Genomic DNA, 23,434 nt, shown 5'->3' with positions numbered 1-23,434 from the left:
ACTGCAGGGGGGACCCTGTGGGAGAGTAGGACGCCGCCGAACAATTATTCCGGGAAAGCCCCGTGCCCTTGTGGCACGGGGCTTTTCTGCGTTCAGAACCCTTTCGGACTGTCAGGCCGGGGTCACCAGGTGCGTGTCATAGGCCAGGATGACCGCCTGCACGCGGTCTCTCGCTCCTGTTTTCGCGAGGATGCGCGAGACGTGCGTCTTCACCGTCGATTCGGCGAGGTGGAGCCGTTCGGCGATCTCCGTGTTGCTCCAGCCCTGCCCGATGACGGTGAGGATTTCCCTCTCCCGCTCGGTGAGCGCGGCGATCCGCGGGTCCTGGGTGGCGGGTCCGCCGGGGGCGGACGGCAGGTGCTGTACATACGCGTCCAGGAGCCGGCGGGTCAGGCTCGGGGCGACCACCGCGTCACCACCGGCTACGGCCCGGATGCCGGAGAGGAGTTCCTCCGGCAGGGCATCCTTGACGAGGAAACCGCTGGCGCCTGCGCGCAGCCCGTCGTACGCGTACCGGTCGAGGTCGAATGTGGTGACGATCAGGACGCGGGTGGAGGCGCCGGCCCTGACGATGCGCCGGGTGGCTTCGATGCCGTCCAGCAGGGGCATCCGGATGTCCATCAACGCGACGTCCGGCTGATGCCGGGCGACGAGTTGGAGGGCCTCGTGGCCGTTGGCGGCTTCGCCGACGACCGTCATGTCGTCCTGGCTCTCCAACAGCATGCGGAAGCCGAAGCGTTGCATCGCCTGGTCGTCGGCGATGAGCACGGTCGTCACGAGGGGAAGTCCTCCAGAGGGAGCCGGAGCCGTACCTGCCAGCCGGATGTGGCGGGCGGGCCCGCTTCGAGTGTGCCGTCGTAGAGGGAAGCGCGTTCGCGCATCCCCGTGATTCCCTGCGCGGTGCCGTCGGGCAGGACGGGTTCGTGCCGCGGGGTTCCGTTGTCGGTGATCAGGGCCTCCAGTTCCGTCGCCCGGTAGGTCAGGGTGACCTCCGCCGCGAGGTCCGGGTGCGTGCCGCCGTGCTTCAGCGTGTTGGTGAGGGCCTCCTGGACCACCCGGTAGACCGTCAGTTGCCTGCCTGCGGTGGGCGCTTCGGGCGGCGGTGTGCCGATGCGGTGCAGGCGTACCGGGAGACCTGCTCGCCGTACGCCCGCGAGCAGGGCGTCGATGTCGTCCAGGGTGGGCTGCGGGGTGCGGTCGGCCTCGGCGGGGTGGTCGCGCAGGACGCCGAGCAGCCGGCGGAGTTCGGCGAGGGCCTGACGGCTCGTCGTTCCGATGGCGTCCAGGGCTTGGGCGGCTCGTTCGGGGCTCTTGGCCGCGGCGTAGGAACCGCCGTCCGCGAGGCCCGTGATGACGGACAGGTTGTGGCCGATGATGTCGTGCATCTCCCGGGCGATCCGGGTGCGTTCGGCGGCTGCCGCGAGGCGGGCCTGCTGGTCGCGTTCGAGTTCCAGGCGGTTGGCGCGGTCGACGAGGGCCTCGGTGTACTCCTTGCGTGTGCGGACCACGATGCCGAGCAGGGCCGCGAACGCGAACGCCCAGACATGCGGGAGGAAGAGCCGGTCCCAGCCGTCCGGGAAGTGGCCCGAGGCGATCACGAGCGGGGCGACCACGATCGCGCCCGCCCATGCCAGGGCGCGCAGCGGCAGCCGTACCGCGATGTTGAAGACCACGATCTCCTGGAGGAAAGCGGCCTGGATGACCGCCCCCGTCCAGACGTTGACCAGGGAGAATGGGGCCATGAACACGAGCACGGCCAGAGGACGGCTGCGGCGCCACAGCAGCGGGGCGGAGAACGCCACGCTCATCGTGAGCACCAGCGGCGCGGGCACGTCCGGGTCGACGGCTACGGTGCGCCAGCCGCCCGAAGAGATGTCGAGTACGGCGAACAGCACCCAGAACGCCGCGGTGAGCCCGTTCCATACGGCGGGCCGGCGCCGGTCGTACGCGCGGACGCGCTGGAGCAGGCGCTGGATGTGCCCGGTGAGGGGGGCGGGGCCCGTGCGCCGGTGCGTATCGTCGTCGTCCGTCACTCGTACATCCTCGCTTCCGGCCTCCCGGGCGTCATGCGTCATGCGTCGCGACGTCGCAGGAGCAGCGCTGCCGTTCCGAGGGTTGCCGCGCACCACAGCACGAGGGCGAGCAGCGCTCCGCCGACAGGTGCGGCGCCGGGGAGCGGGGTGGCGGAGCCGAGGACGCCTGCGGCCTGGGTGGGGAAGTAGCGGACGGCGGTTTCCACCGCGTCGTACGGCAGCATGGTCAGGACCTCCGGAAGGACCATCACGCCGCCGATGAACGCTCCGATCGCGCCCGGCACCGAGCGGATCAGGGCGCCGAGTCCGAGGGCGATCAGGCTCAGGAACGTGGTCCCGGCGGCGTTGCCGAGCACCGCGCCGAGCACGGCCGGGTCGGTGAGGGAGGCGGCCTGGTCGGTGTCGTGGAGGAAGAGCTGGGCTGCGGCGAAGGTGAGGAGGGCGGCGCCGGCCATGACGGTGAAGACGGTGACGGTGAAGACTGCCGCCTTGGCCCACAGGACGGGGAGCCTGGTGGGTACGGCGGTGAGCGAGGCGCGGATCATGCCGGTCGAGTACTCGCCCGCGGTGACCAGGATGCCGAGTACCACCGTGCAGAGTGTGCCGAGTGTGGAGCCGAAGAGGACCAGGATGACCGTGTCGACGTCCGAGTCGCCGCCGTCGGACGTGTAGGTGGCGCCCATGACGATGCCGACGGACAGGACGAGGGCGGCGGCGGAGCCCAGGGTGATCCAGCTGGAGCGCAGGGTCCGGAGCTTGTGCGTTTCGGAGCGCAGGACCCGGGACGGGGTGACGCGGTACGCCTGGGTGATGGCGGGGGCGGTGGTCATGCGGGGACTCCGGTCGGTTCGGGGGCGGCGATCCGGTACTCGACCGACTCCTGGGTGAGGTCCATGAAGGCCTGTTCCAGGGAGGCGGTGCGGGGGGTGAGTTCGTACAGCGGGATGGAGTGGGCGGCGGCGAGGCGGCCGATGTGTGCCGCGTCCGTGCCGCGGACCTCCAGGTGTCCGGGTTCCGCGCCCGTGGGGTGGGTGATGTCGATGCCGGGTCCCCCGAGGAGTGCGCGCAGCGCCGGGGCCTGTGGGGTGACGACCTTGACCGAGGCGCCGCCCGCCGTGGCCACGAAGTCGGCGACCGTGGTGTCCGCGAGGAGCCGGCCGCGTCCGATGATGACGAGGTGGTCGGCGGTGAGGGCCGTCTCGCTCATCAGGTGGGAGGAGACGAACACCGTGCGGCCCTGTACGGCAAGGGACTTGAGCAGGTTGCGGATCCAGAGCACGCCTTCCGGGTCGAGGCCGTTGACGGGCTCGTCCAGGATGAGGGTGGCCGGGTCGCCGAGGAGTGCGGCGGCGATGCCGAGCCGTTGGCCCATGCCGAGGGAGAAGCCCTTGACGCGTTTGTGGGCGACGGCCGTCAGGCCGGCCAGGTCGAGGACGTGGTCGACGCGGCTGCGCGGGATGCCGTGTGTGTGGGCGAGCGCCATGAGGTGGTTGAAGGCGGTCCGGCCGGGGTGGACGGAACGGGCCTCCCGCAGCGCGCCGACTTCGGTGAGGGGGGCGCTGTGGGTGGCGTACGCGCGCCCGCCGACCGTTGAACGGCCGCGGGTGGGGGTGTCGAGGCCGAGGAGCATGCGCATGGTCGTCGACTTCCCGGCGCCGTTGGGGCCGAGGAAGCCGGTGACGGTGCCGGGCCGGACCGTGAAGTCGAGGTCCTGGACGACGGTGGTGTCTCCGTAGCGTTTGGTGAGTTCGTATGCCCTGATCATGCGGCCGACGCTACGGAGCCGGATGCCGGTGGTCGTCCGCCCGGGGGCGGGATGCGGGTGCTGCCGTAGTACCGGGGTACGACGCGCGGGGCGGTGCCGTTACTCCTGGCGTCCGGCCCGTCCTTCGACGACGGGTGCGAGTCCGTCGAGGAGGGCCTTGAGGCCGAGCTCGAAGAGTGTGTCCAGGCGCAGGTCGTAGCCGTCCTCGAAGGCCCCGACGACCTTGGCGAAGGTCGGGAAGCGGCCGGAGTCCACCAGGTTCTGGAGGTCGGTGGCGCGGCTGTCCATCCACTGGTCCTCCGACTGGCCCGTGGTGGCGGCCGCGTTCGCCTCCCGCTCCAGGTGCACCGCCAGGCCCTGGACGTGGCTGTAGAGCAGGACATGGATGTCGAACAGCTGGGTGGGTGCGAGGCCGTGGCCGTCGAGGGCGCTCAGGGACCATTCGCCGTGGACCATCAGATTGGGCACCAGCAGGGGGCGGGTGAGGGAGTCGAGCTGGGCCAGCCACGGGTGCTTGCGGTGCAGGGACCACAGGGTTCGCGCGCCGAGCTCCGCGCGGGCGCGCCAGCCCTGCGGAACGTCGGCGGGGTAGAACTTCTCGCCGAACGCGGCATCGGCCATGAGCAGGACCAGGTCGTCCTTGCTGGGCACGTACCGGTAGGGCGTCATCGCGGCGACTCCTAGCCGGGCCGCGATACCGCGCATGGAGAGCGCCGAGAGCCCTTCGGTGTCGGCGATGTCGACGGCGGTGCGGACGATGCGCTCGAGGGTCAGCTCCTGATCGTCAAAGGGCGCGGAGGAGGGCGACGAGGCGGACGTCGGGGCAGCGGTCTGACGTCTGCGGGGCTGTGTGAGGGGAGCGGCCGCGGCGACGACCGTGCCGGTTCTGGGCCGGGTCTCGACCAGTCCTTCCAGGCGCAGGGTGGTCAGGGCCTTGGTTGCGGTGGCGAGCGCGACGCCCCAGTCCTTGGCGATCTGACGGGTCGAGGGGACCCGGTCCCCGGGGGCCAGTTCGCCCTCCCGGATGCGCCGCCGGATCTCGGCGACGATGCGCAGGTACGGCGGCTCCTCCCGCACGGCTGTGGGCTTCGTCACGCTGTCGCACCTCTCTCTTCTGTACTAGTTCAGAGGGTAGCAGCGAGGATGGGGAGCGGCAGGCAACTGCCCTAGTACAGAGGGGAAGTAAGCCCAGTTGAAGCGATCACGCGTACGCCGTACGTTCAGGTGCGTACACCGTACGAGAGGAGCTTCTGATGCACACTGTTCTGATCTCCGGCGGCGGCATCGCCGGTCCGGCACTCGCCCATTGGCTGCGCGGCCACGGCTTCGGCGTCACGGTCGTCGAACGCGGGACGGGCCCCCGCGCCGGCGGGCAGGCCGTGGATGTGCGGGGTGTCGCACTCGATGTCGTCGAGCGGATGGGCCTGCTGGAGCGGGCGCGACAGGTCCGTACCCGCATGCGGGGGATGTCGGTCCTCGATCCGGAGGGCCAGGAGATCGACAGGTCCACGGAGGCGACCTTCAGCAGCGGGCGGCTCGACAGCGACGACATCGAGCTGCTGCGCGACGACCTGGTGGAGCTCGTGTACGAGCACACGCAGGAAGGCGTCGAGTACCTCTTCGGCAACAGCATCACCGCGCTCGACGAGGACGGGTCCGGTGTCCAGGTCGGCTTCGCGCACGGGCCGTCCCGCCGTTTCGACCTCGTGGTCGGTGCCGACGGTCTGCACTCGGCCGTACGGCGTCTGGCCTTCGGGCCGGAGGAACGCTTCGCGCACCATCTGGGCAGCTATCTGTCGGTGTTCAGCGCGGACAACTTCCTCGACCTGGACAACTGGCAGATGTGGCTGAGCGACGGCGACGTGGGCTTCGGCATCATGCCCGTACGCGACAACTCCGAACTCAGGATCGCCTTCGGCTTCGAGTCCGGCCCGCTCGCCCACGACACCGCTGCTCTTCGGCGCATCGTGGTGGACAGGCTCGCGTCCTTGCGGTGGGAAGGCCCACGCCTGGCCGAGGCGGCGCGGGAGGCGCCCGACTTCTACTGCGACGCCATGGCGCAGATCCGTATGGACCACTGGTCGCGGGGCCGGGTGGCCCTGCTCGGTGACGCCGGCTACTGCCCTTCCCCGCTCTCCGGGCAGGGAACCAGCCTGGCTCTCGTCGGTGCCCATGTGCTGGCGGACAGCCTGGCCCGGTCGCACGGCGACCACACCGCCGCGTACGCCCGCTACGAGGAGCGGATGCGCCCCTTCGTCACCCTCAACCAGGACCTGGCCACGGAGAACCCCGGCGGTCCGGCCTCCGAGGAGTCCGTCACGCGCGCCAAGAACGCCTTCGCGCTGGACAGCTGAGACGACGGTGAAATCCCGTTTGCCCGGACGCGTGCGGCGGGGCACCATCGCCGGATGGAACACGTCATACGAGCGGTGAGGGCCGAGGACTGGCCCCTGGCCAGGGAGATCCGGCTGGCCGCCCTGCAGGATCCCGTCGCTTCGGTCGCCTTCGCGGAGACGTACGAGCATGCGCTGGCCATGCCCGACACGTTCTGGCAGCAGCGGACGACGGATGCCGCCGACGGTGTGCAGGTCCGGCAGTTCGTCGCCGAGGCCCCCGACGGCCGGTGGGTGGGTACCGCGTCGGTACTCGTGGAGCGGCCCGCGCAGGAGGTGCGCTTCGGGGAGGCCGCCGAGGTCGACCAGGCGCATGTGGTCGGGGTGTTCGTGCGGCCCGAGGCGCGGGGCGGCGGGGTGGCCGACGCGCTGTTCGGGGCGGCTGTCGACTGGGCCTGGTCGTTGTCCGCGCCCCGTGTCGAGCGGGTGCGGCTGTACGTCCATGAGCACAACCCCCGGGCTGCGGCGTTCTACCGGAGGTTCGGCTTCGTCCCGTCGGGACGCACCGTGCCCGCGCCGGACGATCCGGCCGCGCGGGAACTGGAGTTCGTGATCGAGCGGGCCTAGCGGCCTGCGGACTCAGGCGGTGGGCTCAGCGGATTCCGGTGCCGGGGAGCTGCAGTCGCTGTGTCCAGCGGGCCCGGCCCTGTTCCTGCGAGCGGAGCAGGACCAGGGTCGGCATCCCCTGGTCCTCGCCGGTCGACAGCAGCTCCGGGAGCTGGGGAAGCGGAGCCACTGCGGCGACGTCGTCGAGGACGAGGGTCATTGGTGGGTCGAGCCGACCGTCGGTTGACCGTGCGGCCATGCGGCGGCCGTGCTCGACCACGTGTGAGGCGAGTGCGGTGAGCAGGGGCATCGCACCGGGACGGTGGCGAGGATCCTCGATGGGTTCGCCGACCACAAAGAGCGTTCCCCCCTCACCGGCAAAAGATTCCAGTCCGAGCGAATCGGATCGGTTGGGTGTGCAGGCCTCGCGGATGTGGACCGAGGAGAGGGCCGCGAAGGCCCGTACCGTCAGTTCCTGGGCGCTCTCGCGGCGTTCGGGGTACGCGGTGAGCGCCGACTCCAGCAGCCCGGCGAGTCCGGAGGCGGCCCTGGGGTGGGTACGGAGCAGCCGCACCGGTTCATGGGCGCTGCCTCCGGACGCCCAGCGGTGGACCTGGCGGAAGGGGCGGCCGTCCACGGCCGCGGCGTGGAGCCAGCACTGCAGAAGCGTTTCGGCGGTGTCGGCCATGGAGCTGTCGATCCTGGCCGACGGGCGGACCGGGGCGAGCAGGGCCGCGGCCCGGGCGGCTGCGGTGGCGGGGTCCTCGCAGCCGGCGGTGGGCGCCCAGTGGAGGCGGGCCGGGGTGTCGCAGAGATGGCCCGGGTCGTACACCAGGACCGGGCCGAGCTTGCTGCGGGCGTCCTTCGTCTCGGCCCAGACCGTGGGGTCGGACGTGACCACGAGAGCCGGGCCGTCGGCCTCCCGGATGGCCTGGACGACGGTGGGGCGGCGGGTTGCGGCGGTCCCGTAGACGAGGAGGGGCGTGCGGGGGGAGGGGACGGACGCGGGAGCGGGCTCGCGCTCGTACGCGCGTACGGGGGCGGGGGCTGCCTCGACGAACGAGGGGGCCGGTGCGACAGGACGTACCGGCTCGGGCTCGGGGCGGTGTACGCGGTGTACGGGCTCGTGGTCAGGCTCGTACGGACCGGCTGCCGCGGCCTTCCGCTTCCGTACCATCCGCCAGCGGGCCACCACCCCCACGACGAACACCGTCAGGACCAGCAGCACCATCAACTCGCCGATGAACAAACCCCAGAACAAGCCGTACCCGGAGAGCTCGCCCGCCGGTGTGTCGGGCCAGGCCGCCGGGAGGTCCTGCGGTGCGAGGGCCAGCGCGCGCAGGGCCAGCGGCGTCCGCGTGAAGGTGACGCCCGTCGGCCAGGCCCCGTGCGCGAACAGTCCGGCCAGCCCCGTGGCCGTCCAGGCCAGCACCGTCAGCCCGAACAGGAAGGCCAGCAGGCCGATCAGCAGGCCGTCCGGGATGCCGCCCTGTCCCTCGCCGCCGTGCTCCGTACGGGATGGTGCCTGGCGTGCCATGTCATGCCACCGTTGACTCGGACGACTCGTTCAGCCGGTGCTGGTGCTCGATCCGCGCCGCCCGCTGCTCCGCCTCCAGCTCTGCGGCCCGTACGTCCTCGGGGAGCATGTCGGACGTCGAACCCTCGGTCATCGCGCGGTCGGTGAACACCAGGGGGCGTTCCGCCTCGGTGATCAGGTGCTTGACGACCTGCACGTTGCCGTTGACGTCCCAGACCGCGATGCCCGGGGTCAGCGTCGGGATGATCTCGACCGCCCACCTGGGCAGGCCGATCACCTTGCCCGTCGCTCTGGCCTCGTCGGCCTTCTGGGCGTAGATCGTCCGTGTCGAGGCCATCTTCAGGATGGCCGCCGCTTCCTTCGCCGCGGCCCCGTCGACGACATCGCTGAGGTGGTGGACCACCGCCACGAAGGACAGTCCGAGCCGTCGCCCGAACTTCAGCAGCCGCTGGAAGAGCTGGGCCACGAAAGGCGAGTTGATGATGTGCCAGGCCTCTTCGACCAGGAAGATGCGCTTCTTGCGGTCGGGCCTGATCCAGGTGTGCTCCAGCCAGACGCCGACGATCGCCATCAGGATCGGCATCGCGATGGAGTTGCGGTCGATGTGCGAGAGGTCGAAGACGATCAGCGGTGCGTCGAGGTCGATGCCGATCGTCGTCGGGCCGTCGAACATGCCGCGCAGGTCACCGTCGACCAGCCGGTCCAGGACGAGGGCGACGTCCAGTCCCCAGGCCCGTACGTCGTCTATGTCGACGTTCATCGCCTCGGCGGACTCCGGCTCCGGGTGACGCAGTTGCTCCACGATGTCCATCAGGACCGGCTGGCGGTCGCCGATGGTCTCGTTCACATAGGCGTGCGCGACCTTGAGCGCGAAGCCGGAACGCTCGTCGAGGCCGTGCCCCATGGCGACTTCGATGATCGTGCGGAGCAGGGCGAGCTGGCCGGTCGTGGTGATCGACGGGTCGAGCGGGTTGAGCCGGATCCCGTCGTTCAGCGCGGCGGTCGGATCCAGCCGGATGGGGGTTATACCCAGCTCCTGGGCGATGAGGTTCCACTCGCCGACACCGTCCTCGCCCTGGGCGTCCAGGACGACGACCTGCCGGTCGCGGAAGCGGAGCTGGCGCAGCACGTACGTCTTCTCCAGCGCGGACTTGCCGTTGCCGGACTCGCCGAGCACCAGCCAGTGCGGGGCGGGGAGCTGCTGCCCGTACAGCTGGAAGGGGTCGTAGATGTAGCCCTTGCCGGAGTACACCTCACGCCCGATGATCACGCCGGAGTCGCCGAGGCCGGGCGCGGCGGTCGGCAGGTAGACGGCCTGGGCCTGGCCCGTCGACGTACGGACCGGCAGCCGGGTCGTCTCCACCTTCCCGAACAGGAAGGCGGTGAAGGCATCCGACAACGCGGACAGCGGGTCTCGCATGGCGTGACTGCCCTGCCTCTCGGTTGGTGGTCAGCGGCGGATGCCGGTGGCGAACGGCAAGGTGTTCACGAAGGCGCGGTGGTGCTCACGGTCGCACCACTCCAGCTTCAGATACGACTTGCCGGCCGAGGCTCTGATCGTCCGCTTGTCGCGGGCGAGGGCTTCGGGCGACCGGGACGACACCGTGATGTACCCCACCAGGTTCACCCCGGCCGCACCGCTCGCCAGATCTTCACCCCGCTGGTCGAGCCGGCCGTGCGCGGCGATGTCGCGCGGGTCGACGGTGCGGTTCATCTTGGCCTGGCGGCTCGCCTCGGCCTCGTCGTTCGTCTTCTCCGTCAGCATCCGCTCGATGGCGACCTCCGTGGGCTCGAGGTCCATGCAGACCGCGACCGTACGGATGACGTCGGGCGTGTGGACGAGGAGAGGGGCCAGGAAGTTGACGCCGACAGGCGTCATCGGCCATTCCTTCACCCAGGCCGTGGCGTGGCACCAGGGGGCGCGGGTCGTCGACTCACGGGTCTTCGCCTGCAGGAACGTGGGTTCGACCGCGTCCAGTTCGGCCGGCCAGGCGTTGCGCTTCGTCATGGCCTGGATGTGGTCCATCGGGTGGTCCGGGTCGTACATCGAGTGCACGAGCGAGGCCAGCCGGCTCTGGCCGAGCGGCTGGCGGACCCGGATGTCCGCCTCGGCGAGACGTGCGCAGATGTCGGTGAGCTCGCGTGCCATGACGACGGCGAGCCCGGCGTCACGGTCGAGCTTGCGGCGGCCCTGCGGGCTGGCCGCGCGGGCCATCGCGTTGGCCTCGGCGGCCAGCTCGCGGCTGTAGTGCATGCAGGCGACGAGATAGGCGCGGTGCTGCTCGCTGGAGGTGGAGACCATCGACTGGAGTTGGTCGTAGGACTCCTGGAGCCACCCCGGCGCGGCCTTGTCGCCGCGCTGGGCGACGTCCTTCGCGTGGGCGTCGGGGTCGGCGGGGAGCGTCCGGGCCAGCATCTGAATGCGCGTCACGAAGCCGTCGCCGTTGGCCACATGCTTGAGCAGGGTGCCGAACCTGTCGACCAGGGCCTCCTGGTCCTCGCTGTCGCGCAGGCCGACGCCGGGGCCCTCGATCTCGATCGCGGCGGTGACGGTACGGCGGTCGGCGTGCAGGAGCACGGCGATCTCGTCCGGCCCGAACGGTGCGGCGAGCCAGCTGATCCGGCCGATGCCGGGCGGCGGGCCGATCTCCACCTCACGCCCGTCTGCGCTGACCCCCGCCTCCATGGCGGCGGAACGGTAGGTCGTACCGCGGCGCAGGGTGCGCTTGAAGCTGCGGTTGATCTCGAACCACTTGTAGAACGTGCGGCCCTTGTAGGGGACGTACACGACGGCCAGGGCCAGCATGGGGAAGCCCATGAGGGCCACGATCCGCAGGGAGAGGACCGGGACGAGGAGCCCGCTCATCATGCCGAGGAACGCCCCGGCGATGATCAGCGCGATCTCGCCCGTCTCACGGTTCTTGCCGACGATCGCGTTCGGCCTGGCGCGGCCGATGAGATACGTACGGCGGGGCGCGATCGTGTGGGACTGGGTCGTCAACGCCCTCCACCTCCTGTGCTCGTGTTACCTGTGCTGCCTGAACCGCCTCGCGAGGAGCGGCTGCCGTGGGGGGTTCCGGAGGTGGGCCCGGACCCGCTGCGGGGCGGAGGTGCGGCGGAGGGGACAGATCCGCCGCCGACCCCGCTCCCCGAACCGCGGGAGCTGTGCGCGGCCACGCCGCCGCTGGCGGGGTTGGAGGGGCGGGCGCCGCCGCCTCCACCGCCGCCCTCGCCGCCGCCCCGTCCGCTGTGGGTCTTGATGCCCTGGGAGACGAGCGCGGCAGGGGAGCTGATCATCGCGGCGGCCTGGGAGCCGTCGGTGGCCTGCTTGCGGTTGGTACGGGCGCCCTGGATCTCGTCGCCGAAACCGGGCACGAAGCGGTAGATCATGGCGGACGCGAAGATCGCCAGCAGGATGATGGCGAGCCCGGACACGACCGCGGACATGGCGTTCGGACCGTCGTCCTCGGAGAGCGCGCCGGCCAGGCCGAGCACGATCACGATGACCGGCTTGACCATGATCACGGCGATCATGATGCCTGCCCAGCGGCGGACGTGGCCCCACATGTTCTTGTCGACGAGCCCGGCGTACACGACGACGCCGAGCAGGGCGCCGACGTAGAGCAGGGCGGCCCGGATGACGAGCTCCAGCCACAGGATTCCGGCGGCGAGGATCGACACGAGCGAGACGACGATCAGCATGATCGGGCCGCCGCCGATGTCGGTGCCCTTCTTGAGCGCCTCGGCGAACGAACCGAAGAAGACGTCGGTCTGGCCGCCGGTGGCCGTCGCGATGCCTTCGGTCACACCGTCGGTCGCGGAGACGACGGTGTAGAGGATGAGCGGCGTGAACGCGGAGGCCAGGACGGTCAGCCAGAGGAAGCCGATGGCCTCGGAGATCGCGGTGGTCAGCGGAACGCCGCGGATCGCGCGCTTGGCCACGGCGAGCAGCCACAGCACGAGCGTGAGGATGGTGGAGGCCGCGAAGACGACGGCGTACTGCTGGAGGAACCGCTGGTTCGTGAAGTCGACGGTGGCGGTGCCCTCCACGGCCTCACTGAGCTTGCCGACGGTCCAGGACGCGGCGTCGGCGCAGCCGCGGGCCAGGGAGGAGAGGGGGTCGAGGGCGTCGTCGGTGACGGTGGGAGCGCGGCGCGCGGGGCTGCCGCCCTCTCCGCCTTCGCAGTAGTCCTTGGCGGGGCCACGAATCAGGTCGCACGCGTTGTTGCTTGCGCTGGGAGAGGGTGTCGGTGAGGGGACGGCTGCGGCCCGGCTCGCGAACAGCACAACCGCAACCTGGATGGTGCTGAGTGCTGCTGTGAGCGAGAGCGCTCGGCGGGATCGCTTATCGGGCATAGGTGAACCCTCCGAACTGTTCCACGGCGTCAACCATCTCCTCTGCAGGCGAGGCAGCCTGATCGCGCCCGACCGGTGCGGGGCCGTCCTTCTGCGTGAAGTCGGTGACCTTCCAGTCGCCGTTGACCCAACTCAGTTCATAGGTGGTCGTGTACCAGCCTTCTGACACGGGGTTCTTGGAACCCTCGCCGGCCAGCCCGAACAGAGCGGAGTACCAAACGGCAACGCTTGCGGTGTCGCCACCGAACTTCTCGACCTTGGATCCGACAGGGTTCACTCGTGAGATGAAGGTCAGACCTGCTGGAGCGGTGCCGTCGGGGTTGAGCCCGATCCGTGCCAGGAATTCCTTGCCGGAGTAGGCCTTGTCCAGGTCACCCTGCCGTACCGCGGCCACGGTAGGGGCGTACACAGCGGCAGCGATCTCGCGGCGACTGTCCGCGTCGAACATTTCCGCCGAGCCCAGTGCCACTCCGTAATTCGCCGCCGCGCTCTGCGCCCCCTGCTCGTCATGCGCGAAGCCCGACGCGATCGTGCCGTTCTTGCCCTGCACCGGCTTCGTGCCCGTCGCGGCCGTCGGTCCGGCGCCGGCGGCGGGTGGTTCCTTGCCGCTGCCGCCGGATCCTTCGTCCCCGTTCCCGCTCTGGTTCGCGAACGCGATAGCCGCGATGAGGAGTACGACCACGCCCACGATCATGACCAGGGAGCGGGAGTTCCGGGCGGGCCGGCGTCCGTAGCCGTCGCCTTCGTCACCGCCGGGAAGCCGCGTACGGGTCTGGCGCGTGCCGCCGAGCGTGCTGTACGCATCATCCGTACGGCCGCCCGGTTCGTCACCGTATCCGCGCTCGTCGCCCTGGCTCATGCCGCGTACGCCCCCTCAGCCGTGTGCAGTTCCGCGTAGTACGACGGTAGCTGTGCTGGTTCCCGCGTGGGCGCGGTGTGGTGACTCGACATCAGGGGACGCAACCTCTGCCGGTGGGCACGACGGACGGGTGGTGTGGGGTGGGCGGGACAGCCCGGGGCAGGGAGGCCGAAAAGCAGGTCAGACAGCCATCCCGTACACAATCGTGAACAGGGTGCCGAGGGAGCCGATGATGAAGACTCCGGTCAGGCCCGCCACGATCAGGCCCTTGCCCTGTTCCGCGCTGAAGGTGTCGCGCAGGGCCGTCGCGCCGATGCGCTGCTTGGCCGCACCCCAGATCGCGATGCCGAGGCAGAGCAGGATGGCTACCGCCATCACCACCTCGATCATGATGCGTGCCTCGTTGCCCAGGGTCCCGAACGGCCCCCAGTTCGGGGCGATTCCGCCGATGATGGTGGTGATGTCGCCCTTTTCAGCTGCCAGGATCATGTAAGTCACCGCCCCTGATGGGTAGTTCGCCGCCCGTGCCGTACGACACGGGTCGCCCTCTATCTTCGCTGATGAAACCGGCTCAGCACGACGCCTTCCCGCTCTCTTTACCCGGATCTCGCACGTTTGACCGGGGCGGCCGCCCTGACCTGCGGCTCGTACGGAGATCTGGGCGCATATGCATGGTTACTCTGTGTATCACGCGGTGTGACCGCTAGCAACGACGGTGGCCATGGGTTACGGGTGCGGTTGCAGCGTTCGCCGGTTGCGGGGTGTTCGTATGCGCTGTTCGAGAGCCGTGAGCGCGCCGGTGGCTTCCTGCCGACGCGTCATCAGGTGGCGTACGGGGAAGGGCTCGAGGTTCCCGCAGGATCAGAGGACCGTCCGGGCCGGGGCTGCGGCGAGGGGCGGGGTCGTCCAGTGCTTCGGCGGCCTGAAGTCGCACCAGGAACCGTCGAACGGGAAGGCTCCCGCTTCGGCGAGCCGGGCCATCCTCCCGCCCTCGGCGCGGATCGCTGCCGCCTCGTCGGCCGACCAGTAGGCGGGGTGCCCCGTCTTCTCGGCGAACGACCGCTCGTCCTTCCATTGCCAGGTGCGGTCCGGCGCCACGTTGATGTCGAGTTCGTGGTCGGCGACGTCGATGTCCTCGCCGTGGTGGACGCGGTGCTCGAGGTTCACGTACCAGCCGCGGAACTTCTGCCGCCGCCCGAAGAGCCAGAACACCGCGTGGCGCGCCCCGGCCGGCTGGTGGATGAGGGCGCTGCCCAGGGGCCACCGGTCGGCCTTCGCCGGGTAGCCCCCGGCGGGACGGTCCTGCGGCGGGATGTCCCTGAGGTGGGAGCTGGGCCGCTCCGTGCGCCACATCGGGGTGCCGGTCTCCAGCCACACCAACTGGCCCTCGTCCGTGCGTTCGACCAGGCGTACGGGGACGGAGGTGCTCAGGTGGCCGCCGATGAAGAAGTTCCAGCGGAGGATCTGCCCGCTCATGCGGCGAGCAGTGCCAGCTCGTCGGCCGTCAGCCGCAGCGCACCGGCGGCCACGTTCTCGGTCAGGTGGTCGGGGTTGCCGGTGCCGGGGATGGCCAGCACGTGCGGCCCCTGGTGCAGGGTCCACGCCAGGCGCACCTGGGTCGGCGTCGCACCGTGGTCGCGTGCGACGGTGAGCACCGCCTCGCCGTCGGCGGTGGTGGCCCCCGCCTCGCGCCCGGCGCCGGCGATCGCATAGAACGGCACGAACGCGATGCCCTGCTCGCCGCAGTGGCGCAGAAGGGCGTGGTGCTCGGGCGGGGAGCCGATGCCGTACATGTTCTGTACGCAGACCACGGGTGCGATGGTCTGGGCCTCGGCGAGCTGTTCCGGCGAGGTGTTGGACATGCCGAGGTGGCGGATCAGCCCGGCCTCCCGGAGTTCGGCCAGTGCGCCGAAGTGCTCGGCGACGGACGAGGACGTGTGGGTGCGGGCGATGCGCAGGTTCACCACGTCGAGGTGGTCGCGTCCGAGCTGGCGCAGGTTCTCCTCCACCTGCCCGCGCAGTTGGTCCGGGTCGGCCCATATCCACTCACCGGAGGGATCACGGCCCGGTCCGACCTTGGTGGTGATGACCAGGTCGTCGGTGTACGGGCCGAGCGCGCTGTTGATGAGCTCGTTGGCGGACCGCAGGGGCGAGAAGTAGAAGGCGGCGGTGTCGATGTGGTTCACGCCGAGCTCGACGGCACGGCGCAGGACACGTATGGCCCGGCCCCGGTCGCTGGAGTCGCCGCGTGCGAGTGCCGGCCCGTTCTGCGGGAGGCGCATCGCGCCGAAGCCGATCCGGTTGACCGTCAGGTCACCGAGCTTCCAGGTGCCGGCTACCGACGCGTCGATCGTTTCTGAGGAAGAGGTCATCATCGGATTCTTTCACCAGTCGGAACGCCGACCGGTGATGCTGAGGGTCGGATGCGCGGCGTGAGGCGGGCCGGGGCTGCCGCCCCGCCTCCCCCGCGTCGGTTGCTCAGCCCACGTACCGGGCCTCGAACGCCCGGAAGGACCGCTCCTGCCGGGCCTCCAGCAGCGCCTTCGGGCTGTGCGCGAGCAGTCGTGCGCAGCGCGCCGACTCCAGGACCCGGCACTCCTCGACCAGCCGGAAACCCTTGCGTACGGGGTCGGGTCGCCACAGGCTGCGTCCCGGCAGGAAGGCGTACTCGAGAGACGCCCGGGCCAGGTCCTTCAGTTCGGGATAGCCGAGCCCGTAGGTGCGGGCCGCGCGGCGGTACTCATGGCTGATGTCGGTGCGTGACACACCGGGATCGTCCGTGGCCAGCACCACCGGGACTCCGTACGCCCGGTACACCGGGAACGGGTGCTCGTCGCCCTCCACCTGGAGGATCTGCGCGTTGCTGGTCAGCGGCACTTCCACGGCGATCTGCCGACGGGCCATGTCGCGGGCGAGACGCGGCCAGTTGTCCTCGTGCACGAGGTCGACACCGTGCCCGATCCGCTCTGCCCGCCCCGTGCGTACGGCGTCATTGATGTGGAAGGTCAGGTCTTCGGGCTTCACCAGGCCGGGCACCAGTTCGCCGGCGTGCAGGGTGATGTGGGCGCGCGGGTAGACCGTGTGCAGGTAGTTCAGCATGCGCATGTGCAGGCGGTAGTCGCGCAGCGAGATCTCGGCGTCCTCCGGCTGGACCAGGTTCACCGCGAGGAAGCGCTCGTCACGTTCGGCCAGGCGCAGTCCCAGGGCGATCTGGGTGAAGACGTACTCCGGAGCGTTGTCGCGCAGCACCTGGAAGATCCTGCGCACCGTGATCCGGCAGCCCGGAGCGGGGCGGCTGCTCCCGCAGCGCGCGGTCTCGCGGAACTCGGCGTCGTCCGCGTCGGACTCCTGCTCGGCGGCGGTGACGAGTCGGTCCAGTCGGCCTCCGGCGAGCAATTCGCGGTGCAGGGCGGCGAGGTCCGGATCCCACCCGGCATCGGTGGCGAGCTCCCTCGTGGCGGCCGCGACGGGGGTGACCATGGTTTCCAGGTACGTCTGGTTCTGTACGGCGGCGGCGCCCGCCACATCGGCCAGCAGCTTTCCCGTATGTGCGGTCGCGGCGCCGAACTTGCCGAATGTGGCGAAGAAGTGGTCGTGCCCCGATTCCCCCTGCGGGAAGTCCTGCATGGACCAGGCCCGGATGACGGCCTGCCGGAACCCGGCATCCGTGAGCGCGTCGGCGGCCGGCCGGGTGCCGGGGCCGCACGGTGGGGCGACGGCGGTCAGGGTGGCGTCGATGCAGAGGCCGTCGTCGGCGGCGAGCTGGATGAGGTACTCGGTCCGCACCGCACCGGAGAGGTGATTGTGCAGGTCACCGCCCTTGGGCAGGTCCCGGAAGAACCGGTCGGCCGCCCCGTCGCCCTCCCCGTGGGCGTCCAGCCATGCGGCGGTGCGGGTCTCGGCGGCGGTCGTGGGCCGGGGCGGTACGGGAACGGCGGTGGCGGCGGCCCGTGCCGGCGGTCCGGCGGGCAGCGACGACACGAGGGCCGCCGCGGCGAGCCCTGCGGTCATCAGCAGCCGGCGGGCGCGCGATGAGGTGCGCTGGAGGGAGGTCACGTGGTGCATGGTCACGAAGTCCGCGGTGCGCCACCCCGTACCGGGTACGCAGCACTCGATAAACCATCCGTCCGGGGGAGCCGAAGGACGGCCATCCCCTGTGCCCGGCTCAGAGGCGGAGCTCCGGCGGGAAGCCGGTCCAGCGGAGCTCGGCGGGAAGGTGACCCATGTCGTTCACCATGACCACGGCGGCCGGCCGGCCGGGCGTGTAACGGATCACGGTCAGCGCCGCGTTGGAGTGGTTCAGGCCCATCCAGCGCCAGGCGGGGGCGTCGAGGGCGTCCCGTACCAACCAGGCAGCCAGGAACGCGTGGGTGACGACCAGTTCATGGCGGGGTTCGTCGCCTTCGACGGGCCCGGTGAAACGGGCCGCCGCGGCGCGGGCCAGCTCCGGGCCGCGGTCGCGCTCCTCGGCGGGGAACTGCTCCACGAACGTGAGGAGCCGGTCCGCCGACTCGGGCGGGAGCTCGTCCCGCTGCGGGAGGTACGGGAGGTAGTCCCCGGCCGGTTCGCAGGCGTACAGGGGGACGCCGTCGAGCTGATCGCGGACCAGCCGGGCGGTCTGCGCGGCGCGGGGGAGGGGGCCGTGATGGATCGCGGAAACGGGGCTGCCCCGGAGCCGCTCGCCGAGCAGCGCCGCCTGACGCCGCCCCTTCTCCGTCAGCTCGGACTCGTCCGGCGATGCCTCGCCGTGGCGGGCGAGGTAGAGGTAGCGGGTTGAGGTCACGGTGCGGTCCTTCTCGCTGCGGCACGGATCCTGCGGACGCGGTGGTGGACGGTGCGGGGGACCACCTTGGTTCCGCGTCCGGACTGCACTCCCGGATCGATGCGTCGCGCGTTCGGGTGAATGCCGGGGTGGTGGCGCCTTGGGGGGCCTCGGCGGAGGGCTTCGGCGGGGGGTGGGCCCGGCGTGTCGCGTACGCCGGGTTTGGCACAGTGCCGCTCCATGATCGAGGAGCGGGGTGAGGGGTGTGGCCGGGGTGCAGGGGCTGAGTGATCCGGCGGGCCCGGTGGGTCCGGCGGGTGGTGGCGGTCGGGAGCAGCTGAGGCACAGCGACGGGCCGTGGCTGCGGGCCGCAGGGGGCGCGGAGGCGCTGCGTACGCACCTGGGCCCCGTGCCCTCGGAGCTGGCACTGGCGCACCAGGGGCTGACGGCGGGGGCCGGTGACCTGTCGGCGCTGGCCGAACTCGGCACCGTACGGACGTCATGGGAGCGGCGGATCGAGGCGGCGCAGGGCGAGTGCGCGAGCCTCGCGGGCAAGCTGCGGGCCGTCGCGCGGATCCAGGGCGCGACGAACGAGGCCGTGAGGTCGTCCTTCGCACCGGCTCCAGGCAAGGCCGGGGCGCAGTGAAGAAGACGGCAGGACTGACCTGGGCGGCGTTACGGGACCTCAGATGCGCCGAACTGGAAGGGGCGGCCGACGGCTGGGGCCGCGCGAGCAACCGGGCCGACGCGGCCCGCGACCGGATCGACAAGCAGCTCCTGAACGGACTGCGCGACACGCAGCAGGGCGAGGCGGCGGACTCGGCGGTGGCACGGCTGCGGCAACTGAGCCGGAACTTCCAGTACGTGTACACGGAGTGCGGGCTGCTCCGTACGACGCTGAACAGCCTCGCCCACGAGATGAAGGCGCAGCAGCGGGTGCTGGCGGATGCGCTGGACGATGCGGCTGCTCTGAAGTTCACGGTGCACCCGGACGGTTCGGTGACCTACCCGGCGGCCGGCGAGGGACTGATCGACGGCAGGCCGCTCCGGGGCGGTACGGCGTCGTCGGGTGGACTGGCGGCACCATCGGGGCTGGTCGCGCCGAACCCGAACACGGCGAAGGCGCAGGACATCGCGGACCGGGTGGCGGGGGCGGTGCGGGCGGCGGCCGAGGTCGACTGGCGGTACGCGGGGATCCTCCGACGCCTTAAGGCCGAAGAGGGCCTGAAGGTCCCGGACTCGACGTGGAAGGACGCGGCGGGGGATGCGGCGGCGGTCCGGGACGCGGCGGGGTCGTACCTGAGGAACGGCATCCCGCAAGACGCGACTCCGGCCGAACGGCACGCGTGGTGGGCGGGCCTGACGCAGGAACAGCGCGAGGAGTACCTGGCGGTGTACCCGGACCGGATCGGCAACCTGGACGGAATCCCGGCGGTCGTGAGGGACGCGGCGAACCGGGACAACCTGCAGCTGCTGATCGGGAAGCTGGAGGGGCGGGACGACGATGACGCTCGGACGAAGCTGGATGCCCTCCGAGGGATCAACGCGAAACTGAGTGAGCCCTCAAAGGTTCCCATGCTCCTTTTGGGTATCGGGGACGAGGGGAATGGTCGCGCCATTGTGGCGTATGGCAACCCGGATACGTCGCGGAATGTATCGGCTTATGTGCCGGGGCTGGGAACCAAACTGGACGAGGGGTTTGTCGATGGAACCCTGAAGCGCGGCTTGGACACCGCGAAGGGTGCGCGGATGCACGATCCATCCAGTGCGGCAATCGTCTGGCTTGGCTACGACGCCCCAAATTTGGCAACTGTCGGAATGACAGGGAACGCCGATGCTGGGGCCCCCGCCTACAGGCAGTTTATGGGCGGGCTGGAAGCGACGAATGCTAACGGGGACCCACATGTGACGGCGATCGGCCATTCTTACGGTTCGCTCACCGTCGGCACAGCGGCCAGCCAGGGCGGCGGCATGCCAGCTGTAGACGACATCATCCTGCTGGGCAGCCCTGGAGTGGGCGTCGACAAGGCTGAGGATCTTGGCGTGGGCAAGGAGAACGTCTACGTCGGAGCGGCCGACAACGATCCGGTGACCAAGCTTCCGGCGATGCAGCAGAGTGCCGTGGGTGGCCTGGCCATGGTCGGGGGGCCTGCAATCTCGTACGTGGCAGGCGACGTCGCCGACCGAGGTGACGACGATGTCCACTTCGGCAAGGACCCGGCCAGCGAGGCTTTCGGTGCCCGGCGCTTTGAAGTCGACGACGGACCGCACCCCGTCCTGGACGCGGGTGGCTTCGACGCGCACTCCCAGTACTTCACACCGGAAAAAGATCAGGTATCTGCCAACAATATTGCCCTGATCGTTGCGGGGCGGTCCGAAAGAATCAAGAGGGAAGAATGGCGGTGACGTGGGGCGCGAGGGGGGGTCTGCTTATTTCTATGGTCGGCGTATTTCTTGCTGGATGTGGAGTTGTGGATAGCGAGGAAAAGGGGCGTGAGGGCATGAACATGCAAGAAGCGGCCGAATATGCGGACCTCATGCTCGATGCGACGCTGAGGGCTGTCAAGCCAGAGGTGCAGTGGGCCCACGATGATACGACGAGGGGAATCTGTGATCTGTCCCGGCGTCGGACTGTGATGACTATCATCTCTAAAGATCGGCGCGGCAACTTCCTGGGGGTGATTGAACGTTCCTGGAAGAAGAGTGGCTACAGGATCACCTCGGTAAATCAAGATGCAGAATCTCCGGCCATCTTCGCCAGGACGCCTGAGGGGTTCGGGATCTCCCTGATTATTGGCTTCGAAGGACAGGCATTCTTCGAGGTTGCTACCCCGTGTGTGGACAAATCTGAGGTAGCCGCCCCCACTGCCAAGCCCAACGGTCCCGCCTATGAGGCTGTCGAGATCCCCCGCCCCAACATCCGCTCCGCCTTCTGGTCCGCCGGCGCCCCCTGACCCCCCGTAACCGCCCCTGACGCCCCCTCATGCCCCCATCCACCCGTACACACCAGCGAATCGCGTCGTGAACCCCGCCCGAATGGGGGATGGTTGTGGGGTGCGGAAATACTGGGTGTTCCTCGGCGGCGGCATCGGGCTGGGCCTGTGCTTCATCGCTCTGCTCGTCGTGGGTACGTACTCCGCCGCCGCCGGTATCTCAGGGGCGAGCGGTGCCGTCGGGCTGGCCAAGGGGGCCGTTCCCGCGCGGTATCAGCCGCTCGTGGAGAAGTGGGGCAACCTCTGCCCGGCCATCAACCCCGCCCTGCTGGCCGCCCAGCTGTACCAGGAGAGCGGCTGGAACCCCCGCGCCCAGAGCCATGCCGCGGCGCAGGGCATCGCGCAGTTCATCCCCGGCACCTGGGCCGCGCACGGTGTCGACGGGGACAACGACGGGGACCGGGACGTGTGGGATCCGGCCGATGCGATTCCGTCCGCCGCTTCGTACGACTGCGAACTCGCCGGGTACGTCAAGAAGGTGCCGGGCGATCCGACCGACAACATGCTCGCCGCCTACAACGCCGGGGCCTACCGGGTGATCCGGTCCGGCGGGGTTCCCGCGATCTCCGAGACGCAGAATTACGTCAAAATCATCCGGTCGCTGGAGAAGAGTTTCGCCAGGCCCGTCGGCCGGGTCGCGCCGTCGCAGCAGGCGGCCGGGGCGATCTACTTCGCGCAGAAGAAGCTCGGTACGCCCTACCTCTGGGGCGGCAACGGAACGGCGGATCAGGGTGGGCGGTTCGACTGTTCGGGGCTCACGCAGGCCGCGTACCGGACCGTCGACATCGAGCTGCCGCGTGTGGCCAATGACCAGTACAACGCCGGTCCGCACCCCTCGCGGGACGAGTTGCTCCCCGGTGACCTGGTGTTCTTCTCGGACGACCTGAACAACTCGCGCGCCATCCGGCACGTGGGGCTCTACGTCGGAGGCGGGTACATGATCAACGCGCCGTTCACCGGAGCCGTGATCCGGTTCGACAAGATCGACACCCCTGACTACTTCGGTGCGACAAGAGTCACAGAGGATGGGGCCGCGGCTCTTCCGACCGCCCTCCCGCAGGGCTGACGGACCGTGGACCGTGGCCGGAACTCTCCGTGAAGCCTGGGCCCTGAGCAGCGACGACGAGTCACTCTTCGATAACGTCATGGTGATCATTCGGTGGAGAGTGGAACGTACGCAGCGAACAGGCCGTTCCCTGGACTGGGACAGCATGCGCACTGACCATGCGGCACTGGCCAGGACAGTCACGCGGCACGGCGCCGACGGCGTCACGCAGTACTGAATCGCACCGACCACGGGGGTCCGACCAAAGGCGACGCACAGCGCTGTGCGTCGCAGCAGCAGACAAGGCAAGGGGCCGCAGCAGATGGCTGGACTCGCACTCGATGGGTCGAACCCCGACGTCAGCCTGCTCTACGACATCAACGGGCTGGCGAAGGCCGCTCCTGCCTGGTTCGACCGGGTCATGGAGTTCGTCGGTGAATACGGGATCATGCTCGGCATGGTCCTGGCGGTCCTGTGGTGCTGGTGGAGCGTGCGCCGACGCGGGACGGCCGACGATTCGGTGACGGCGGTCGCCGGGCTCGTGTGGGCACCCCTCGCGGCCGGCATCGCCTTGCTCGTGAACATCCCGATCCGGGGTTTCGTGGAGCGGCGGCGTCCGTTCTACGACCACGAGGGACTCGATGTCCTGGTGGCGGGCAAGACCGACTTCTCCTTCGTGAGCGACCACGCGACGATGGCGATGGCGATCGCGGTGGGGCTCTTCGTGGCCAACCGGAAGTTCGGCCTGGCAGCGATCGCGCTGGCGCTCCTGGAGGGCTTCTGCCGGGTCTACATGGGCGTGCACTACCCGACCGATGTGATCGGCGGCTTCGCTCTCGGTACGTCGGTGGCTCTGCTGCTCTCGCCGCTGGCGATGATGCTGCTGACTCCGCTGGTGACGGCCGTGTCGCGTTCCGGTTCGGTCGGGTGGCTCGTCCGCTCGCGCCGGCCCGTGGCCTCCTCGGCCGACGACCTGGGTGAGTCGCGCGGGATTCCCGAGCCGCGTCCCGGCTCGGGGCGTGGCGCCTCGCCCGACGAGAAGGACCTCGCCGCGTAGCGGACCGCGCAGTGCGGTGTGGTGTTCGACGGCCGCAGAGAGGTGCCCCGCACGGGGTGTCCCTCTGCGGCCGTTCATCGTTGTCCGG

At 70.0% G+C, this 23,434-nt stretch carries 22 protein-coding genes; 7 read left to right on the top strand and 15 right to left on the bottom strand.

Translation table 11 applies throughout. The features are described from left to right. Nucleotides 1-111: 111 nt before the first annotated feature. The 5 genes from ACFQ6X_RS33215 to ACFQ6X_RS33195 form a co-directional block, all read right to left on the bottom strand. Nucleotides 112-777, bottom strand: a complete 666-nt coding sequence (locus tag ACFQ6X_RS33215) for a response regulator (RefSeq protein WP_383187169.1) — start codon at nucleotides 775-777, stop codon at nucleotides 112-114. Then, nucleotides 774-2,033 carry a sensor histidine kinase gene (locus tag ACFQ6X_RS33210; protein WP_383187167.1) on the bottom strand — a complete coding sequence of 420 codons (1,260 nt, stop codon included), beginning with the start codon at nucleotides 2,031-2,033 and terminating at the stop codon, nucleotides 774-776. Before ACFQ6X_RS33210 ends, ACFQ6X_RS33215 begins: the two co-directional genes overlap by 4 nt. Before the next feature lie 38 nt (nucleotides 2,034-2,071). After that, a complete protein-coding gene (locus ACFQ6X_RS33205) occupies nucleotides 2,072-2,863 on the bottom strand; it encodes an ABC transporter permease (protein WP_383187166.1) in 792 nt (263 codons plus the stop codon). Beyond that, nucleotides 2,860-3,798: an ATP-binding cassette domain-containing protein gene (locus ACFQ6X_RS33200; protein WP_383187163.1), complete on the bottom strand. Its 939-nt coding sequence runs from the start codon at nucleotides 3,796-3,798 to the stop codon at nucleotides 2,860-2,862. The genes ACFQ6X_RS33205 and ACFQ6X_RS33200 overlap by 4 nt, the downstream gene beginning before the upstream one ends. Nucleotides 3,799-3,897: 99 nt before the next feature. Further along, nucleotides 3,898-4,893: a GntR family transcriptional regulator gene (locus tag ACFQ6X_RS33195; protein WP_383187160.1), complete on the bottom strand. Its 996-nt coding sequence runs from the start codon at nucleotides 4,891-4,893 to the stop codon at nucleotides 3,898-3,900. Between the two features lie 158 nt (nucleotides 4,894-5,051). On the opposite strand from ACFQ6X_RS33195, the gene ACFQ6X_RS33190 reads away from it, so the two are divergent. Together ACFQ6X_RS33190 and ACFQ6X_RS33185 are read left to right on the top strand one after the other, a co-directional pair. Then, entirely contained in the window at nucleotides 5,052-6,152 is a 1,101-nt protein-coding gene (locus ACFQ6X_RS33190) for an FAD-dependent monooxygenase (RefSeq protein ID WP_383187157.1), read from the top strand. Between the two features lie 54 nt (nucleotides 6,153-6,206). After that, nucleotides 6,207-6,758 carry a GNAT family N-acetyltransferase gene (locus tag ACFQ6X_RS33185; protein ID WP_383187154.1) on the top strand — a complete coding sequence of 184 codons (552 nt, stop codon included), beginning with the start codon at nucleotides 6,207-6,209 and terminating at the stop codon, nucleotides 6,756-6,758. Nucleotides 6,759-6,783: 25 nt separating this feature from the next. Here the strand turns inward: ACFQ6X_RS33185 and ACFQ6X_RS33180 are convergent, their stop codons facing one another. From ACFQ6X_RS33180 to ACFQ6X_RS33135, 10 genes are all read right to left on the bottom strand, one after another. Then, on the bottom strand, nucleotides 6,784-8,274 hold the full coding sequence (locus ACFQ6X_RS33180; RefSeq protein ID WP_383187152.1) for a type VI secretion protein: 1,491 nt from the start codon (nucleotides 8,272-8,274) through the stop codon (nucleotides 6,784-6,786). 1 nt (nucleotide 8,275) lies between these two features. Next, complete coding sequence (locus ACFQ6X_RS33175; protein ID WP_383187150.1) at nucleotides 8,276-9,694, bottom strand: ATP-binding protein; 1,419 nt, start codon at nucleotides 9,692-9,694, stop codon at nucleotides 8,276-8,278. Nucleotides 9,695-9,724: 30 nt separating this feature from the next. Beyond that, nucleotides 9,725-11,275: an SCO6880 family protein gene (locus ACFQ6X_RS33170; protein WP_383187147.1), complete on the bottom strand. Its 1,551-nt coding sequence runs from the start codon at nucleotides 11,273-11,275 to the stop codon at nucleotides 9,725-9,727. Beyond that, nucleotides 11,272-12,630 (bottom strand): hypothetical protein, encoded by a 1,359-nt coding sequence (locus tag ACFQ6X_RS33165; RefSeq protein ID WP_383187144.1) that lies wholly within the window; start codon nucleotides 12,628-12,630, stop codon nucleotides 11,272-11,274. The genes ACFQ6X_RS33170 and ACFQ6X_RS33165 overlap by 4 nt, the downstream gene beginning before the upstream one ends. Continuing rightward, entirely contained in the window at nucleotides 12,620-13,489 is an 870-nt protein-coding gene (locus tag ACFQ6X_RS33160) for a hypothetical protein (protein ID WP_383187141.1), read from the bottom strand. Before ACFQ6X_RS33160 ends, ACFQ6X_RS33165 begins: the two co-directional genes overlap by 11 nt. Nucleotides 13,490-13,669: 180 nt before the next feature. After that, nucleotides 13,670-13,978, bottom strand: coding sequence for a hypothetical protein (locus ACFQ6X_RS33155; protein ID WP_014047394.1), 309 nt, complete (start codon nucleotides 13,976-13,978; stop codon nucleotides 13,670-13,672). Nucleotides 13,979-14,350: 372 nt separating this feature from the next. After that, entirely contained in the window at nucleotides 14,351-14,965 is a 615-nt protein-coding gene (locus ACFQ6X_RS33150; RefSeq protein ID WP_383187138.1) for a DUF402 domain-containing protein, read from the bottom strand. Then, nucleotides 14,962-15,864 carry an aldo/keto reductase gene (locus tag ACFQ6X_RS33145; RefSeq protein ID WP_383187136.1) on the bottom strand — a complete coding sequence of 301 codons (903 nt, stop codon included), beginning with the start codon at nucleotides 15,862-15,864 and terminating at the stop codon, nucleotides 14,962-14,964. Before ACFQ6X_RS33145 ends, ACFQ6X_RS33150 begins: the two co-directional genes overlap by 4 nt. Nucleotides 15,865-15,967: 103 nt before the next feature. Continuing rightward, nucleotides 15,968-17,554, bottom strand: coding sequence for an adenosine deaminase (locus ACFQ6X_RS33140; protein ID WP_383187174.1), 1,587 nt, complete (start codon nucleotides 17,552-17,554; stop codon nucleotides 15,968-15,970). 100 nt (nucleotides 17,555-17,654) lie between these two features. Further along, a complete protein-coding gene (locus tag ACFQ6X_RS33135; RefSeq protein ID WP_383187134.1) occupies nucleotides 17,655-18,272 on the bottom strand; it encodes a histidine phosphatase family protein in 618 nt (205 codons plus the stop codon). A 235-nt stretch (nucleotides 18,273-18,507) separates the two neighbouring features. Between ACFQ6X_RS33135 and ACFQ6X_RS33130 the strand changes: the two genes are divergently transcribed. The 5 genes from ACFQ6X_RS33130 (at nucleotide 18,508) to ACFQ6X_RS33110 (ending at nucleotide 23,346) form a co-directional block, all read left to right on the top strand. Continuing rightward, nucleotides 18,508-18,897, top strand: coding sequence for a hypothetical protein (locus ACFQ6X_RS33130; RefSeq protein ID WP_383187131.1), 390 nt, complete (start codon nucleotides 18,508-18,510; stop codon nucleotides 18,895-18,897). After that, nucleotides 18,894-20,657 (top strand): alpha/beta hydrolase, encoded by a 1,764-nt coding sequence (locus ACFQ6X_RS33125; RefSeq protein WP_383187128.1) that lies wholly within the window; start codon nucleotides 18,894-18,896, stop codon nucleotides 20,655-20,657. The genes ACFQ6X_RS33130 and ACFQ6X_RS33125 overlap by 4 nt, the downstream gene beginning before the upstream one ends. A 95-nt stretch (nucleotides 20,658-20,752) precedes the next feature. Next, nucleotides 20,753-21,205, top strand: coding sequence for a hypothetical protein (locus ACFQ6X_RS33120; RefSeq protein WP_383187126.1), 453 nt, complete (start codon nucleotides 20,753-20,755; stop codon nucleotides 21,203-21,205). 115 nt (nucleotides 21,206-21,320) lie between these two features. Then, nucleotides 21,321-22,310, top strand: a complete 990-nt coding sequence (locus ACFQ6X_RS33115) for an NlpC/P60 family protein (protein ID WP_383187171.1) — start codon at nucleotides 21,321-21,323, stop codon at nucleotides 22,308-22,310. Nucleotides 22,311-22,611: 301 nt separating this feature from the next. Continuing rightward, entirely contained in the window at nucleotides 22,612-23,346 is a 735-nt protein-coding gene (locus tag ACFQ6X_RS33110; RefSeq protein WP_383187123.1) for a phosphatase PAP2 family protein, read from the top strand. Nucleotides 23,347-23,434: the final 88 nt, after the last annotated feature.

Origin of the sequence: Streptomyces sp. NPDC056452, assembly GCF_042796085.1 — a bacterium.
Classification (GTDB): Bacteria; Actinomycetota; Actinomycetes; order Streptomycetales; family Streptomycetaceae; genus Streptomyces.
This window is presented reverse-complemented; position numbering and strand designations above follow the sequence as displayed.

Bases quoted from the DNA above. Each gene is read 5' to 3' on its own strand.
- ACFQ6X_RS33205 (WP_383187166.1), bottom strand. From the start codon at position 2,863: ATGACCACCGCCCCCGCCATCACCCAGGCGTACCGCGTCACCCCGTCC.
- ACFQ6X_RS33200 (WP_383187163.1), bottom strand. From the start codon at position 3,798: ATGATCAGGGCATACGAACTCACCAAACGCTACGGAGACACCACCGTC.
- ACFQ6X_RS33190 (WP_383187157.1), top strand. From the start codon at position 5,052: ATGCACACTGTTCTGATCTCCGGCGGCGGCATCGCCGGTCCGGCACTC.
- ACFQ6X_RS33185 (WP_383187154.1), top strand. From the start codon at position 6,207: ATGGAACACGTCATACGAGCGGTGAGGGCCGAGGACTGGCCCCTGGCC.
- ACFQ6X_RS33180 (WP_383187152.1), bottom strand. From the start codon at position 8,274: ATGGCACGCCAGGCACCATCCCGTACGGAGCACGGCGGCGAGGGACAG.
- ACFQ6X_RS33175 (WP_383187150.1), bottom strand. From the start codon at position 9,694: ATGCGAGACCCGCTGTCCGCGTTGTCGGATGCCTTCACCGCCTTCCTG.
- ACFQ6X_RS33165 (WP_383187144.1), bottom strand. From the start codon at position 12,630: ATGCCCGATAAGCGATCCCGCCGAGCGCTCTCGCTCACAGCAGCACTC.
- ACFQ6X_RS33160 (WP_383187141.1), bottom strand. From the start codon at position 13,489: ATGAGCCAGGGCGACGAGCGCGGATACGGTGACGAACCGGGCGGCCGT.
- ACFQ6X_RS33155 (WP_014047394.1), bottom strand. From the start codon at position 13,978: ATGATCCTGGCAGCTGAAAAGGGCGACATCACCACCATCATCGGCGGA.
- ACFQ6X_RS33150 (WP_383187138.1), bottom strand. From the start codon at position 14,965: ATGAGCGGGCAGATCCTCCGCTGGAACTTCTTCATCGGCGGCCACCTG.
- ACFQ6X_RS33145 (WP_383187136.1), bottom strand. From the start codon at position 15,864: ATGATGACCTCTTCCTCAGAAACGATCGACGCGTCGGTAGCCGGCACC.
- ACFQ6X_RS33140 (WP_383187174.1), bottom strand. From the start codon at position 17,554: ATGCACCACGTGACCTCCCTCCAGCGCACCTCATCGCGCGCCCGCCGG.
- ACFQ6X_RS33120 (WP_383187126.1), top strand. From the start codon at position 20,753: ATGAACATGCAAGAAGCGGCCGAATATGCGGACCTCATGCTCGATGCG.
- ACFQ6X_RS33110 (WP_383187123.1), top strand. From the start codon at position 22,612: ATGGCTGGACTCGCACTCGATGGGTCGAACCCCGACGTCAGCCTGCTC.